Annotated in this window: 8 protein-coding genes and 5 pseudogenes; 10 read left to right on the plus strand and 3 right to left on the minus strand. The window is 60.1% G+C overall.

What is annotated here, in order from left to right:
• Nucleotides 1-121: 121 nt before the first annotated feature.
• Nucleotides 122-378, plus strand: a pseudogene (locus tag LMTR21_RS14920) (AMP-binding enzyme); the annotation flags it as partial.
• A 207-nt stretch (nt 379-585) separates the two neighbouring features.
• Here LMTR21_RS14920 and LMTR21_RS41800 read toward each other — a convergent pair.
• On the minus strand, nt 586-936 hold the full coding sequence (locus LMTR21_RS41800) for a LysR substrate-binding domain-containing protein (protein WP_430642549.1): 351 nt from the start codon (nt 934-936) through the stop codon (nt 586-588).
• An 80-nt stretch (nt 937-1,016) separates the two neighbouring features.
• A pseudogene (locus LMTR21_RS41805) lies at nt 1,017-1,478 on the minus strand (LysR family transcriptional regulator); the annotation flags it as partial.
• Nucleotides 1,479-1,611: 133 nt separating this feature from the next.
• Here LMTR21_RS41805 and LMTR21_RS14930 point away from each other — a divergent pair.
• From LMTR21_RS14930 to LMTR21_RS14960, 9 genes and pseudogenes are all read left to right on the plus strand, one after another.
• Nucleotides 1,612-2,373 carry an SDR family NAD(P)-dependent oxidoreductase gene (locus LMTR21_RS14930; RefSeq protein WP_065750234.1) on the plus strand — a complete coding sequence of 254 codons (762 nt, stop codon included), beginning with the start codon at nt 1,612-1,614 and terminating at the stop codon, nt 2,371-2,373.
• 21 nt (nt 2,374-2,394) lie between these two features.
• Nucleotides 2,395-3,243, plus strand: coding sequence for a transketolase (locus LMTR21_RS14935; RefSeq protein WP_065750235.1), 849 nt, complete (start codon nt 2,395-2,397; stop codon nt 3,241-3,243).
• Nucleotides 3,240-4,256, plus strand: coding sequence for a transketolase family protein (locus LMTR21_RS14940; RefSeq protein WP_065750236.1), 1,017 nt, complete (start codon nt 3,240-3,242; stop codon nt 4,254-4,256). The genes LMTR21_RS14935 and LMTR21_RS14940 overlap by 4 nt, the downstream gene beginning before the upstream one ends.
• 604 nt (nt 4,257-4,860) lie before the next feature.
• Nucleotides 4,861-6,000, plus strand: a complete 1,140-nt coding sequence (locus LMTR21_RS14945; protein ID WP_141688041.1) for an MFS transporter — start codon at nt 4,861-4,863, stop codon at nt 5,998-6,000.
• A 403-nt stretch (nt 6,001-6,403) separates the two neighbouring features.
• Nucleotides 6,404-6,536, plus strand: a pseudogene (locus LMTR21_RS41810) (transposase); the annotation flags it as partial.
• 62 nt (nt 6,537-6,598) lie between these two features.
• Nucleotides 6,599-6,781, plus strand: a pseudogene (locus LMTR21_RS41815) (IS3 family transposase); the annotation flags it as partial.
• Nucleotides 6,782-8,455: 1,674 nt separating this feature from the next.
• Nucleotides 8,456-8,692: a hypothetical protein gene (locus LMTR21_RS14950; protein WP_141688042.1), complete on the plus strand. Its 237-nt coding sequence runs from the start codon at nt 8,456-8,458 to the stop codon at nt 8,690-8,692.
• Nucleotides 8,693-9,253: 561 nt separating this feature from the next.
• On the plus strand, nt 9,254-9,523 hold the full coding sequence (locus LMTR21_RS14955) for a hypothetical protein (protein ID WP_141688043.1): 270 nt from the start codon (nt 9,254-9,256) through the stop codon (nt 9,521-9,523).
• A gap of 2,865 nt (nt 9,524-12,388) precedes the next feature.
• Nucleotides 12,389-14,761 carry an LPS-assembly protein LptD gene (locus LMTR21_RS14960; RefSeq protein WP_246175704.1) on the plus strand — a complete coding sequence of 791 codons (2,373 nt, stop codon included), beginning with the start codon at nt 12,389-12,391 and terminating at the stop codon, nt 14,759-14,761.
• 955 nt (nt 14,762-15,716) lie between these two features.
• Here the strand turns inward: LMTR21_RS14960 and LMTR21_RS40850 are convergent.
• A pseudogene (locus tag LMTR21_RS40850) lies at nt 15,717-15,934 on the minus strand (transposase); the annotation flags it as partial.
• Nucleotides 15,935-15,946: the final 12 nt, after the last annotated feature.

Genomic DNA, 15,946 nt, shown 5'->3' on the forward strand with positions numbered 1-15,946 from the left:
CGCGCTGGTTTCCAAACCGTACTTGCAAAATGAAAATGCCATTGTTGCCGCTGTTGCGATAGCGGTCTCGGCGGCGGCCTCACACGCTGAAGCCGTGTATCGGAGTGAGCAGTGGGCGACATTCCAGGCTGACGGCTGCCGCCGCGATGCCGACGGCTATTACTGGATCACCGGCCGTGTCGACGATGTGATCAACGTCTCGGGTCACCACAAGGGCACTGCCGAGCTCGAAACTCGCTAGTCGCGCATGCCGAGGTGTCGGAGGCCGCTGTCGTTGGCTATCCCCACGATATCAAGGGCCAGGGCATTTACCCCTACGTCACGCTAATGGCGGGCACCGAGCCGACCGAGGAGTTGCGGATGCTTACATGTCATTGGAAATGAGCGATCGATGTCTTCATTATCGGCCCCCTTCGTCTCTAGCAGTCGTTTGCCTTTAATCAAAAGACCCGCTAGGGCCGGTCATCCAAATTGCTATGCTTCTGCACATGCTACCACGCAGTCAATCATTAGCAAACGCAAGAAGGCGGATCTCGCTGGCAAAAAGATGATCTCGTCGGAAGGGCTCGGGCTGCGTGTGGTCCACTACAGCCGCGTGGTAGTCCGATCAAGCTCTGACATGATCCAATCGGCGAATGCCCGCACTGCGCGGCGCTGCCGGTTGGCGCGAGGGAAGACGAGATGGTGGCCGACATAGCGGATATCGACGGACCGGCCGGCGAGCGGGGCGACCAATCTGCCCGTCTCGATCTCGCGCTCGGCAAGTCGCGTGGATTCCAGGGTGACGCCGAGACCGCTTGAAGCCATAGCAATCGCCAGGAAGCTGCGGTCGAAACGCATCCCATAAATGGCGGGTGCCTCAAGCCCATTCGCGGCAAACCATTGGTGCCATTGAACCTTCTTGACCTCTGAACGAATAAGCACCTGGCCGAACAAATCCTTCGGTTTGCGGATCTTCTTTGCAAGCGCCGGCGTACACAGGGGCGCAACGGTCTCCTCGCCGAGCGGAATGATTTCCAGAGCTCGCTCCTCGGCTGCCCATAGACGATATCGAGATCGAAATCGTCATTGCCAAAGCGGGCATACTCGGTGCTGGCGGCGAGCCGCACTTCCAGCTTGGGTTCGGCGGCAATGAACTGGTCGAGACGCGGCGCCAGCCACTGCGCTGCGAAGCTCGGCGCGCAATGCACCCGAAGCAGTTGCGGCCCGCGGCCGGCCACTTCCTCGATTCCGTGCCGCAGATTGTCGAATGCGGAGCCGACGTGACGCATCAGGTTTTGTCCGGCCGGTGTCAATCGGGTCGATCGGGCGCTGCGCTCGAACAGCGTGGTGCTCATCGTGCTTTCCAGTTTGCGGATCGCGTGACTGACGGCGCTCGGCGTCAAATGAAGTTCGCTTGCAGCGTCGCGAAAGGAGCCGGTGCGCGCGGCTGCCTCGAAGGCGCGGATTGCGGAAATCGGGATGCTGGACAGCAACATCCCATAAGTGAACCAGATTCATCTATGGGCGACAACTGTGCGTTTGTCGCCGTTGCCGGCCCCGGAATAGTAGGTACGGTCAAAGAAACAGGCGCGGGTCGACGGCGTCTCGGATCAATGCCAGGGAGGAGACATGCTGCTACGCGGGAAGACGGCGGTTATCTCGGGCGCGGCCTCGCCGCGCGGCATAGGCTTGGCGACCGCCCGGCGGTTCGCGGCAGAAGGTGCCCGGGTCGCGATCCTCGACATCGATGGCGCCGCGGCCCAAGCCGCCGCGAAGAGCCTGGACGTCGTTTCGGGCGGATCCCACCTCGGCCTCGGCTGCGACGTCGCCGACCAGAAATCCTGTATGAATGCGATCGACGCTGTGATCGGCGCTTTCGGCCAGATCGATATCCTGATCAATAACGCCGGCATTACGCAGCCGGCGAAGCTGCTCGAAATCACGCCCGCGGACTGGGCGCGCATCCAGGATGTCAATCTCAAGGGCGTGCTCTTTCTGTCCCAGGCGGTGATCCCGCACATGCGCCGGCGCAGGTCCGGCTCGATTGCCTGCATGTCGTCGGTCTCGGCGCAGCGCGGCGGCGGCATTTTCGGCGGGCCGCATTATTCCGCGGCCAAGGCTGGCGTGCTCGGCCTCGCCAAGGCGATGGCGCGCGAGTTCGGACTCGACGGCATTCGCGTCAACTGCGTCACGCCCGGCCTGATCGGAACCGACATCACGGCTGGCAAGCTCACCGACGAGATGAAGGCGAAGATACTCGAGGGCATTCCGCTCGGCCGCCTCGGCCAAGCCAAGGACGTTGCGGGAATCTACACGTTCCTTGCTTCCGACCTCTCCGCCTACGTCACGGGGGCGGTGATCGACGTCAACGGCGGCATGCTCATCCACTGAGCACGATAGGAGGAGATCGCCATGGAAATGGCTCCGACGATTGCAAACGCGCCGACGCTGGCGAAGCGTGCCCACAACGTCCGCCGCAACGCGCTGAGGATGGGCGAAATCCAGGGCCAAGGTTATATAGCGCAGGCGCTTGACATCGCCGACGTGCTTGCCGTCGCTTACTTCCACGCCATGCATTACCGGCCGGAGGAGCCGTCCTGGGAGGGACGGGATCGCTTCCTGCTCTCGAACGGTCACTATGCCATCGCGCTCTATGCAGCCTTGATCGAGGCCGGCGTCATGCCGGAAGCAGAGCTCGATACCTATGGCAGCGACGAAAGCCGTCTGCCGATGTCCGGCATGGCCTCCTACACGCCCGGCATGGAGATGTCGGGCGGATCGCTCGGGCTGGGTATAAGCATCGCCGTCGGCATGGCACTCGGGCTGAAGCGCAAGAGCTCCAGCGCGCGGGTCTACACGGTGTTCTCCGACGGCGAGCTCGACGAAGGCTCCGTCTGGGAAGCGATCATGTCCGCAGCTCACCACAAGCTTGACAACCTGATCGCCATCGTCGACGTCAACAACCAGCAGGCCGACGGTCCTTCGACGGAAATGATGGCGTTCGAGCCGCTGGTGGACAAGCTCAACGCATTCGGTTGGTTCGTGCAGCGCGTGGATGGTAACGACCTCGATGCAGTGGTGGCGGCATTCGATGCCGCCAAGTCCCACGCCGAGGCGAGGCCCCGTATCCTCGTTGCCGACACGCTGATGGGCAAAGGCGTTCCGTTCCTGGAGCAGCGGGAGAAGAACCACTTCATTCGTGTCGAGCCGCACGAATGGCAACTCGCGCTTGGCGCGCTTGAAGCGGGGAGGCAGTCATGAATACCACTGTATCAGCAACGCCGCCCGGCAAGCCGCGCCTGATCACCTCGGCCATGATCGCCTCGATCGCGGCCGAAGGACAAAGGACGAAGTCTGCGCCCTTCGGGCACGCGCTCGTCGAACTCGCGCGAAACCGCACCGACGTGATTGGGATGACCGCCGATCTCGGCAAGTACACTGACCTGCACATCTTCGCCAAGGCATTCCCGGATCGGTACTACCAGATGGGCATGGCCGAGCAGCTGCTGTTCGGGGCCGCCTCGGGGCTGGCTGCCGAAGGCTTTACCCCCTTCGCCACGACGTATGCGGTGTTTGCCTCTCGTCGCGCCTACGATTTCATCCACCAGACGATTGCGGAGGAGGACCGCAACGTGAAGATCGTCTGCGCGCTGCCCGGTCTGACCTCCGGTTATGGCCCGAGCCACCAGGCGGCCGAGGATCTCGCGCTATTCCGCGCGATGCCGAACATGACCGTGATCGATCCCTGCGACGCACATGAGATCGAGCAACTGGTGCCTGCTATCGCCTCCCATCAAGGCCCGGCCTATGTGCGGCTGCTGCGCGGCCAGGTGCCGGTGGTGCTTGACGAGTACGGCTACAAGTTCGAGCTTGGCAAGGCGGCCCTGATCCGGGAGGGCGGGGATGTCCTGATCATCTCGACCGGCATCATGACGATGCGCGCGCTCGAGGCCGCGAAGGAGTTGGCTGGTGACCGCGTGGATGCCGCGGTGCTGCACGTTCCCACCATCAAGCCGCTCGATGCCGAGACGATTCTGCGCGAAGCCCGCAAACCCGGGCGACTGGTCGTGGTTGCTGAGAACCATACCGTGATCGGGGGCCTCGGAGAAGCCGTTGCCGGCTTATTGATGCGTTCCGGTGTTCATCCGGTGTTCCGTCAGATTGCATTGCCGGACGAATTTCTCGCCGCCGGTGCATTGCCGACCCTTCATGACAGATACGGAATTTCGACCCCGGAAGTGTCAAGGCAGATAAAGCATTGGCTAGGGCGTTGAGGTTCGAGGCGCCGCTTCACAGCAGGCTTCGGCAACATAGTCGCTTCGCAGCTCCGCTGCGAGGAATGACGGCTGCCGCCTATGGCCGGCCTTCGAGTTCCGGTAAAGAAGAGATCAACGGACGGACCAGCTCCACACCGCGGATCGCAGCTTTACTCCTGCCTCAAGGTCCGCCGCATTGGCTGCACCCATCGCCATCTCCCCAAAAAAGGACCTTCCAATTGCATCAACCATTCCCCTGCGCTTTCCGTCCAAAACTGAGCACCTTAGACTTGGCATCGATTGGGGCCGCGAAAGAGGGTGCCGCTTGGAAATCGGAGATCTCCAGTCGCTTCGTACTTGGGTGTACTCGCGAATCTGTGGACGTTTGACTGACAATGGGCACTAACTATTGTTCCTCTCAGTTTTGGCAGGTCGACTTAAATTCCCCGGCGTTCTACATTACAGATTGATCACGGCAGACAGAGTTTGAAATGGCAGTAAAGGCGACCCGATCGCGCTCTTTGCGTCAACGCGCCATCAGGAGTTGCGATGTTTATAGTTTCTGTGAAGTGCAACGCACCTACGCGCTGCGCTCGCGCAGATCTTTCTCCGGCTTTCCCCGATGATGTCGGTGGATCGCCCGGCCGCCCGGCTCGCGACGCGCCTTGCATTTTTCGTCGCCGGCTTTGGCATCGCGGGCTGGGCGCCCCTGGTGCCGTTCGCGAAAGACCGGATGGCGGTCGATGAGGGAGTCCTCGGCTTTTTGCTGCTCTGCCTCGGAGTCGGCTCCGTCGTCGCGATGATCGTGACCGGTGTGTTGAGCGCGCGCTACGGCAGTAGGCCGATCATCCTGATTGGCGGGTTCGGCCTTGCCCTCATCCTGCCGTGGCTCGCGCTTGCCGGTACACCTCTGGCGCTTGGGGCTGCGTTGTTTGCCTTCGGCGCCTTGCTTGGCTCTTTCGATCTGGCCGTGAATATCCATGCGGTCGAAGTGGAACGTGCAGCGAAGCGGCCGCTGATGTCCGGCTTTCATGCACAATTCAGCATTGGCGGCGTTGCCGGTTCTGGGGGGATGACCGCTTTGCTCTCGGTCGGCGCTGGCGCCTTCGCATCAACTTTGATCTGCTCGGCCCTTATGGCGATAGCTATGCTGCTAGCCTGCCCGCGATTGCTCCGAACCGCGCAGGCCCAGCAGGTGCCCTTGTTGGTCATGCCACACAACACGGTGCTGCTGCTCGCAATGCTTGCGGCAATCACTTTTCTCGTGGAAGGCGCGATGCTCGATTGGAGTGCTTTGCTGCTCGTGGGCAGAGGTCTCGTCCCGGAGGCGCAGGGTGGTCTCGGCTACATGTTGTTCTCTATTGCCATGACGGTCGGTCGTCTCCGTGGCGATGCCATCGTGGCGCGCGTCGGCGACCGCGCCACGCTGGTGTTTGGCAGTCTACTGGCGGTAGCGGGCTTCGCGGTCCTGCTGACCGCCGTGGGCGCAGCCTTCGCCATGGCGGGCTTGCTGCTCATCGGCCTCGGGGCGTCGAACCTGGTGCCGGTCCTGTTCCGCCGGGCTGGCACGCAGAAAGCGATGCCCGCCAGCCTTGCGATTGGAGCGATCAACACGGCTGGCTATGCTGGCGTCCTCCTCGGACCTGCTGGCATTGGCTTCCTCGCCAAGTTCGCTGGATTGCCGAGCGCATTTGCGATATTGGCGGCACTCATGTGTCTAGTCACGCTGTCGGCGCACAGCGTGACGCTGGAAATACCGTGAAGAGGAGGCGATGGTTCGCACACGAGCAACTCGGCAAGATGGTGCGAGTGGGCTCGTGCGCCTCTCAGCGCCTGTGATTCGCGGCCCTTCTACATGCATCAATCTGTCTTCAGGCAATTCTCCAGATGAGAGAGCCCACGCAAGTGAGCTGATGAGGGTCCGCGCGCGCAACACGGCACGCCGCTTAACGGCGCATGGCGCAAGTTACTGTCGACAAAACCAGGCGAGACCCCGTCCCTCGTATGCGAGAAAGGATCTGCGACAGTAGATCGATTAGCCTCCACGGCTCCTTACTTCGAACGCGATTTCTTGAAAAGAGCCAGTCTCGAGAATCTGGACGAGGCGATAGCTGGAGTTTCTGCCTGACAGCGGGCAGGGTGTGCGTCGTGAAACAGGAGAGAGAATGAGCAGGCGAGCTCGTTGGAACCACTCAGCGGCGGTCAAGGTTGCACTTGCCGCCACCAATGGCGATCGGACGTTAGCTCAACTGCCGGAGCATTTGAGCGTCCACCCCAATCAGATCACGTCGTGGAAAGCTCGAAGGTGGCGGCGCCGATTGTTCGGCCCTCGTTGAGACCATGGGGCAGGGCCACGCGTCGTTGAAGTGAAGTCGCTGCATGCCAGATCGGCGGGCTGATACTGGAGAACGATTTTTTAGAAGGAAGGCTCAGCAAAGCCGGCCTGCTGAGCGCAGAACGATGATCGACCGTGCACACGAGCTGCCGATCAGCCGGCAGCGGAAGCTCTGAACATCAGCCGGGCTAGCGCCTACTACCTGCCGGTAGCCGATCTAGGTCACCGCTGCGGCCGGTTCAGATTTGAACCTCCCCAGCAACAGGCGTCAAATTTCAGGCATTTCAGATCGGACAAGAGCTGCGCGTGATTGCCCGCGTAAGGGCGTTGGCTCAGGACGTTGTGTGGGATGAATGAAAACCAGATCTCATGCGTAATCCATGCGTTCATTTAGACGTGATTTATCCGCGCCGCGCATCCAACACCCGATCAATTGGCAGTTGGAACTTGCACTGCCCAACCGTCGATCTTTCGGCTGAAGAGGTCCATGATGCCTGCCAGATACAGAGCCTTCCGACGTCGGGATGTACGTGATATTGGGAAGCCAGACCCGGTTCGGGTCTGCAGTGGTGAAGTCAAGCGCGATCACGTTTGCGATCGGCAGATCGTGGCAATTGTCCGTGGTGCGGACCCGACGTGGCGGCGCCATGATCGAGCGAGTGCCATTCCTTCGTATCAGCCGTTCGACCCGGCCATGGCTGGCGCCGCGTCCCCGCGCCCGTGGGACAGGATGGACCCGAGGACAGCCATACGGCTGTCAACTCTCGCGATGGACCTGCCGGATCTCGGCCAGCAGCACGGCACTGGAAGTTTGCTCGAGGCTCGCGCCAGGCGTAATAACTGGCTGTCGAATCCTCGAGTACGGCACACATCAGCCGTACCGGATAGCTGTCGCGGTGGTCCTCAATGAAGCGGGTTTCCGGCAAAGATCGCGATCGACTTTTCAAAATGTCGCGCTCCATGCGCAGCCGCTCGTTCTCCTGGCGTAGCTTAGCGATCTCTGAAGGCTGGTCCGCCGACATCGGCGCCGCTTGCGTGGTGAGGCGCCGCGCCGCCGATGCCTGCTCCTGCCGGACATCCACCCAGTGTCGCAGCACCGAATCGCGCAGCCCGAACTCCTTGGCCGACCCAATCGATCAACTAGTCGATATCGCCAGTTTACGGCCTGGCGCTTGAGTCCTCCGTGAACGATCGACGTGGATGTTCTGACTTTCAACACGTCCGGGCTCTCTGAGCCTACTACAGGTGTCCACTCATTCGGAGGAGGTTCACTGGGGCTTGAGTCGGTTTGCGCAGAGATGGACGCGCTGGAGCAGACTTCCCGGTTACCATACATGGAGAAACTCAGGCACAGGATGGGCATCTATTCCGTCCCGTCCCACAGCGGCTCATTCAGCGCATTGCGGAGGCTTTCCACGCCGCGCGTCTCGCTTAGGGAATCGACTGGGCAACAGTAGTAACGGTAAAATTCGCGCGCGACCTGAAGCGGAAGACTCGGGCGTTAGCATCGCGATTTGCTCGACGGAGCACAGCGAACCAGCCTAGTAGGTGCCTTGCGGGTCTTCACGGCATATAACTTGGCGGTACCCTGCGGACAACTCCGATGCGCGCTCGCGCGACTTCCAGTGGCCGAGGTACGATGAGCACGGTGGGTGCGCGCCTTTGGCGTTCAACCAATTTAGGTAGCTGTCCTGACGGGGTTTTCGAGGATAGCATGCGGTGCACCTTGGCTGCCACGGAAGGAGGGGCGCTTCATGAATGGAAGTTGGCGGCGCATGATACCAAAGCAAGGAGAGGGGCTTAATTCTCTGCAGCGTTCCCCGCTCTCCAAAACAAGCCGAGCCAAGGGCGAGCAGCTGGTGCAAAGCAGGGAGGATATCAAATGTCTAGTGCTGATCCCGTCATCATCAGAACTGCACAGGCGCACCGTTGCAACGCTGTCGGCAGCGCTTGTTATGTGTCGTCAGGCACGCCCTGGTCGCCGCTGGAAGTGCTCGATGTCTATGAGGATTTTCACCACTTGCTCTATCCCAACACGGGAAGCGGAGCGTGTCAGGCGAAGAGGGTCACCTCCGATCAACGCCTGGAAAAGATCTACGGCCTGAGCAGCGACGCATGAAGTGGAGGTATGAGGCGCCCGCCGGAACGGCTGAGATTATTCTCCTCCCGGATGGATGCGCCCTCGTGTTTGACGGTCAGGTTTTAGGGAAATACGCTACCGCTACGAAGGCCGCAGAAGAACTATCGAACGGCACATGCCACTGGCCCTCCGCTGGAGACCCAACGGAGATGAACATCCCCAAAGAGCTGGCCCAATGGCAACGAGTTCTGTAGTGCGGCGCCGGGGCTTGATGCTCTCTCTCTCTCTCTCTCTCTCTCTCTTTGATAGTGCGTGTCGCCCAGGAAAGGCATTGAAAACAAAAGTGGCGAGTAAATAAGAGGACAAGTCCTGCAGTTCCCATCCGTTATGGTGGTGACGCTGGGAAGCCTCCGATGGCCGAGTCGATTTTCGAGAACAGCAGCGAGCTCACAGCGTGCTCGACTCCGGATCGCGCGCTCTGTGTGTGTCAGGACGAAACCGGGATCTCCGGTTTGTGACGGCCACCTCTCAGATGGAGTAGTTGATCAGCGCATCAACTTGCATTCGAATTGGTTCGTCTTTCTACGTCGGGCGCAGACCATGATTGAAATTTTCCGTCGAGATGCATTTGCGACACTTAAGCCGGGCATGAGTGTCATCGCCGAAGGGCGTCGCTGGGTCTGGCTAGACGTGCGGGCTGGTGACCGTGTGCAGCTGCGCTGCGAACTCACAGGTGAGCGCGCTTGGCTTGCTACAAGCGCTGTCGAGACCGCTACGGCGCACTGGGATCTGAACCATCCTGTGGTCAAAGAAGCGGGGCGTTCTCGTGTGGACGTCCGGCATCACTTTGCGAAAAAATCGAAACGATAAACGTCGCTCCATTCGCAGTCGAGAGGTAGCGAGGCGCGCGCGGTCCGACGCAAGCTAGATCACGTGCTGCAGAGTTGTGGGCGCGTTGGCTGTTGCGCTTTAGGAGGTAGCTGCCGAGATGAGACGAGAAAGGGTGAGTCATTCATCCGAGGTCGATTGATGAAACCAGAAGCGCGACCCAGCGCGAGGTTTGTTGTACTGCATGCGCGGCCGAACCGTTGGTGCGATGTTGAAGCGTGCCCAGGGCAAGATCGGGCGCGCAAATGGTCAGGACGCTATCCTAGCTTCAAATGGAATGGCTACATCAGGTGGTCGCAGGCCCGCACCATTTGGCGGCCGGGCAACATCGACGCTTGTCGAGAAACGCGCCAAGCAGCCATATGACTTTTAAGCAAAAGGAGGAGTTATGCTGCATATTCACCGATTCAATGAATTCTGCATTGAGTGGCGTCACCTTTCCTTTTGAGATGTGCTTGGAAGCTGCCTATGCGCTTTTACTATAGTCGTCGGTTTGGCTATTAGCCGGGGATTGTAACTTATGGTCGGCGAGCACTTCCCTGGAACATCGGCGGATGCGACGGTCATGCTATCATCATTCGCGTTCCGATCGAGATAGAATAGCCCTTGCCTCAAGAGTATCGACGCGCGTGTTAACTTGTCGAACTTGTCGCTGAGATCAAAGACGAGCGATTCGACACTCGCCTGCTTGAGCTCAAGCGCGATCGCGAAAGTCAGCAGATCGAGCTCAATCGCATTTGCTGGCGAGCGGGGGCTTGTCGGCGTCGAGGGTTCGCTTCGGCGCGCAATCAATTAATTTTTAGCGTGGAAGAATTGTGCAGATCGAGGAGCGAGCGGATTGCCGAAACGAAGGCGACTCAAGACACTGCGGACCGCGCGCTTGCGGCAGGCGGACGCAGAATTCAGCGCGCAAACGGAGTAAGTACGCGCTGTGTGCTTAGGCCGTAACCTGGATCGAGCTCGTGCCCCATACGACGTGGCCCAGCACGAACTGGAGAGTACGCAGCAGCGAGTCAATTATGTAGCGACGGAGCTGGCGTCGGCCCGCGGCCGACGTATCTGTTGGCGAGTCTTACAATTGAGGCGCGCTTCTCAAGCCAACGTATTGGTGAGCTCGATCAACGTTTGGCCGAACGTGATGTTGACAAGGAGTAAGTGAAGATACGCATCATCCAGCTCGATTGGCAAATCGACGCGGAGCGTCTTCGTGTGAGTCGCTTAACCTCCGCCAACGCTCAATGCCGGCATTTCTGGCTTTGTCTGGGACATCTTGGTGGACGATGGCCATTACGCGCGACGCGGCGCCTCGTCTTAATCGACGACTACGAAACTGAGACGCAGCGGGGCTTCCGAGTCGCTCTACGATGGTATTTTTCGGCGCGCCGGCGCAATTCCGGCTGTTCGGCGTCGAGTGAGGACCGGGTCCTTCCAAGCCGAATTGTGGTTTCATCAAACCGGATTCGCAAGCCTTGCGGTGGGTCCCACTCTGCAGCATCTGCAGCGCTTTGATGTCACCAGAACTTACTCGATCAGGCACAACAGCCCGATCTCGGCTGCGCCACACTGGCAGGGCCATTGTCGGTTTTGAGACAAGTATCGATCTGTTGATCGTCTCGCACATACTACAACGCACCTGCAACCTGAATTCTTGATGCGGCACGCCGCTTGCTTTGTTCGCGGCATCATCATCGAACGCTTTCAGGGGGCGGTGATCCTGGGGTAGGGCGAGCTGCGTGATCAGTTAGTCGGCGATCCCTCTCCCCATTTGGGTGGTGGAGCCCATTTCCATGGTGACACATCGATCGAGTTCACTAGCCGAATGTTTGGGGCGCCTGTATCCCGCAGGATTCGTGTTGCTCGCGACCTTGTTTGTGTCAGTGGTCAGCATCCCTGGAGCCACGGCGGACGACACGATCGATCCACCTGATTACTTCGGGATGTTAACTGCTTCTCATAACTTTCGTGCCGATGTTTTTTTGAAGTTCTATGCGTGATACATTTTGAGTGCCGAACAGTCGAAACGTGGTCCTGTGCTGACCGCGGTTGCGGACCTGTTCTGTGTTAATCGGGCCGGCGCTGATGCAATGGCCAATGCTCAGCTGGCCGCGCCGACGTTTCTGGCTCTCTCGGGTCTCCAGTATCGCGTGGGGGCGCGGAGTAGCAAAGAGCAGCCAAATTGCATTAACCAAGACATTTTGCGAAAGAGAGCAGACAACAGGGCAGAACGAGTTGCCGTGTTTGCTGAGCAAGCTTTCAGACAGGGTCGTCCGGAGCTCCATGTGGATGGGCCATCCGATTTGGGCCTGATATTCAAGCCCGTTTCTGCGAAATTCCGTACTTTTACATCGTCGGGGGCACCACAATTACATACACGCTAATCATGGCCCCAAACGCCAGCGGCACTGCCTTTGGTCCTCAGGTGTATATGGACGAAAACAATAAAGCGGCGGTGTGCGCGGTTTCGCCCATGGACACTGAAACAATCTCCGCATTCCGGAACTCGTTAGCTGACGCCTTCGTTCAAGAGGCTGCCGATCCCGGCAGAGGACTGCCGAGCATAAATGTCGACCGATCGGTTGCCGCCAATTGGGCCATCAGCGCAACGAGTGGCATTATGGGTCGTTGTCTCCTTGTGAACAATGATGAACGCGATCCGACAACATAGTACAGATCGACTCCACCAATCCGCACGAGAAGGTCCGACGTTCATTGGCTCGGGTGCCCTCGTGCGCGGCTGTTCGGTCCGATTGCTGTGACGTGGCCGTTGGTTGGCGGCGGTATCAGATTGTAGACCTCGTTGCCTCCGTGGGAGGGGTATTGACTGTGATCGCTCGTCGCCGCGGCATATTGCTTGCTATCGCCGTTGTTATCGCGCCTGCGTGCGACTTGATCGGCTCGGCGAAGGTATCGGCGCAAAGCTTCACCCACAATCCGCGCCAACCGCGACCTACGCGGCCGAAAGTGGCTAACCACAACCAGATGCTCGTGCAAGCGGTCGAGGTGGACTACGACTACAACAATCAGCGCGTGTCGGCGGTCGGCAACGTGCAGATGTTCTACAACGGCACCAGCGTGGAGGCCGACAAGGTCATCTACGACCAGAAGACCAAGCGGCTGCATGCGGAAGGCAACATCCGCCTGACGGACGCGGAAGGCAAAGTCACCTACGCCAACATCATGGACCTGAGCGACGACTACCGTGACGGGTTCGTCGATTCGCTGCGCGTCGATACCGCAGACGCGACGCGGATGGCGGCGACGCGCGCCGACCGCTCCGCCGGCAATTACACCGTGTTGGAAAACGGCGTCTATACCGCCTGCGCGCCGTGCAAGGACAATCCGAAGAAGCCGCCGCTGTGGCAGGTCAAGGGTGCGCGTATCATCCACGACCAGACCGACAAGATGCTGTACTTCGAAAACGCGCAGCTCGAGTTCTTCGGCGTGCCGATGGCGTATCTGCCGTATTTCTCGACGCCCGATCCGACGGAGAAGCGCAAGACGGGCTTCCTGATGCCCGCCTACAGCAACAACTCGACCTATGGCTACGCGGTCGAAACCCCGTTCTACTGGGCGATCGCGCCGGACTATGACGCGACCTTCAACCCGCGCTTCACGACGCGGCAAGGCGTGCTGTTCCAGGGCGAATTCCGCCAGCGCCTGATCAACGGCTCGTATCAGATCCGCGCCTACGGCATCGACCAGCTCGACCAGAGTGCGTTCACCGGCCAGCCCGGCGACCGCCAGTTCCGCGGTGGCATCGACACCAAGGGCCAGTTCGCGCTCAACGACAAATGGGTCTGGGGTTGGGACGGCGTCCTGCTGTCCGACTACTACTTCTTCTCGGACTACCGGCTCGCCCAGTACAAGGATCCGCTGGGCTCGTTCCTGAGCCTGCCGACGGAAGCGATCTCGCAGCTCTATCTGACCGGCGTCGGCAATCGCAGCTTCTTCGATGCGCGCACGATCTATTACCTCTCCTACTCCGGCAGCCAGGACAAGGTGCCGGTGATCCATCCGGTGATCGACTATTCCAACGTTATCAACCACCCGATCCTCGGCGGTGAGGTCAGCTACAAGACGAACTTCACCAGCCTGTCGCGCACGACCGCGGCCTTCGACCCGATCACGACGTTGGCCAACACCAACGGCCTGTGCCTGAACGCGTCGGCCGACCCGCTGGCCCGGATCCCCTCGCAGTGCCTGCTGCGCGGTATGCCCGGCACGTATACGCGGTTGACGGCTGAAGCGCAGTGGCGCCGCTCGTACACCGATCCCATCGGCCAGATCTGGACGCCGTTTGCGATCATGCGCGCCAACGCCGTCAGCGCCTCGATCTCGAACCAGCCCGGCGTTTCGAACTTCCTCCCCGTCGGCGACACCCAGGCGGTCCGGCTGATGCCGGCGGTTGGCCTCGAATATCGCTACCCCTTCATCAACGTTCAGCCATGGGGCACGACCACCGTTGAGCCGATTGCGCAGGTTATCATTCGTCCGAACGAGACTTTCGCCGACTGGCAGCCTAACGAAGACGCGCAGAGTTTTGTTTTCGACACCTCGAATCTGTTCAGCGTCGACAAGTTTTCCGGCCACGACCGCGTCGAGGGCGGCGGCCGCGCCAATGTCGGCGTGCAGGCGACCACGCAGTTCGATCACGGCGGCAGCGTCAATGTGCTATTTGGCCAATCCTACCAGCTGCTCGGCATGAACTCCTTCGCGGTCCAGGATTCCATCAATACCGGTCTCGATTCCGGCCTCGACAAGCCGCGCTCCGACTATGTCGCGAGCGGCAGCTACTCCCCGAACCGGACCTATATGTTTAGCGTCCGCAGCCGGATGGACGAGCAGACCTGGAACGTCCAGCGCTTCGAGGCTGAAGGGCGCGCCAATTTCGATCGCTGGTCGATCAGCATGATCTACGGCAACAATGCCCCGCAGCCCAAGCTCGGCTATCTGACACGGCGCGAGGGCATCTTGACCACCGGCTCGCTGAAGGTCGCGTCCAACTGGTTGATTACGGGTTCCGCGCGCTGGGATCTCGAGGCCAACAAGATCAACCAATATATGGTCGGCGCCGGTTATGTGGACGATTGCTTCGTGCTGGCGGCCAACTATGTAATTTCCTATAGCTACTCCGCCGGCACCACGCCGCCCGTGCTGAATAAGACCTACCTGCTAACTATCGGTCTACGAACGATCGGGGTGAATTCGATCGGCCTCTGAGGCAACGATGTCGCTGCCTGCGCATGGACAAGTTGACATGCCGCTCTCTTGTGGCCTCTGCTGTGCATCATCACGCCGACAGGCGCGGAAAGGTCGAGAGGTCAAGGTGGCCTGACGAAGGAGGCGGCCGCAGTTCGATTACTACAGCGAAGGCGGTCGCCAAATGGATCGTAGGGTTCCGCAATAGTGCATGTATCGCGCGATCGCTCCTCAAGCCCGTTCAATTGCCAAGCCAAACTCCGCCTGACGTGCGCCGGAGTCGAGGCGTTAGGCCGGCAGCTCACACCGGCAAGCAGATCGCTGCCGGTGTCGGAGTGTCAGCGGCAACCGTTAGCCGCATCCTCACCGGTTTTACTAGAACAGGCTCGCCGCTCTGGATCCGGCCGAACCGAGCCGTCGCTGCGAGCGGTAACATCCGGCGAATTGATCCACATCGACACCAACAAACCTCGGCAAATTCAATCGCGTTGGTCATCGCATTACTAGCTATCGGACTGGCCCGAGCAATCTGGGGGGGCATGGCCAGGGGCCGCTACGACGTACCGCATCGCCTTCAGTCAGGTCATGAAGGACAAGAGCGGTCCGCTGTCGCCTTTCGACCGCCATTCCCTGCTGTGCGAGCCTAGACGGACGGCGGGCGTGTCATGACCAACAATTGCTCCTGCTGCAAGGTAGCTTTCAATTACCCATAACCGCGTTGCGTGAGGCAATCAGCGATGCACATCCTACGAGCAATCGGCGCGCAGTCAATAAAATGGCTGACGGAATATTTTGATGCGCCGGCAATGATCGCCTCCTGACTCACCCGGCTGGCGTCGCTGCCACGCATCATTTGAACGTCAATCAACGGGGTGAGATGGGAGTCTCGCCGGGATTGAACCGAATAGCCGATCGCCAGTGTGAACAAATCGGGTCGCAGCATCGACGTGCTGCGCCGACGGCGGCGCCATGCCGTTCGGGCGCGGATCATGGCGACGGCATGCTTGACGCGGGTCGCATCGCGCTGGTCCGGAATGAAGCGCGCCAGGCGCTCGGCATGCCAATCGCGGCGCTCAGCTTGGGCGAGGAGCATGATGCCGCAGTCGGACGACAAGCGCCCGGGTCGAAAGCGGCGGTGATCTTCTTGCGGCCAACAGCTGGAAACAGGAATGTCGCGGTTGTACAGTCCGGCATGGCGGGTGTGGC

It is taken from the genome of Bradyrhizobium paxllaeri, assembly GCF_001693515.2.
Lineage (GTDB): Bacteria > Pseudomonadota > Alphaproteobacteria > Rhizobiales > Xanthobacteraceae > Bradyrhizobium > Bradyrhizobium paxllaeri.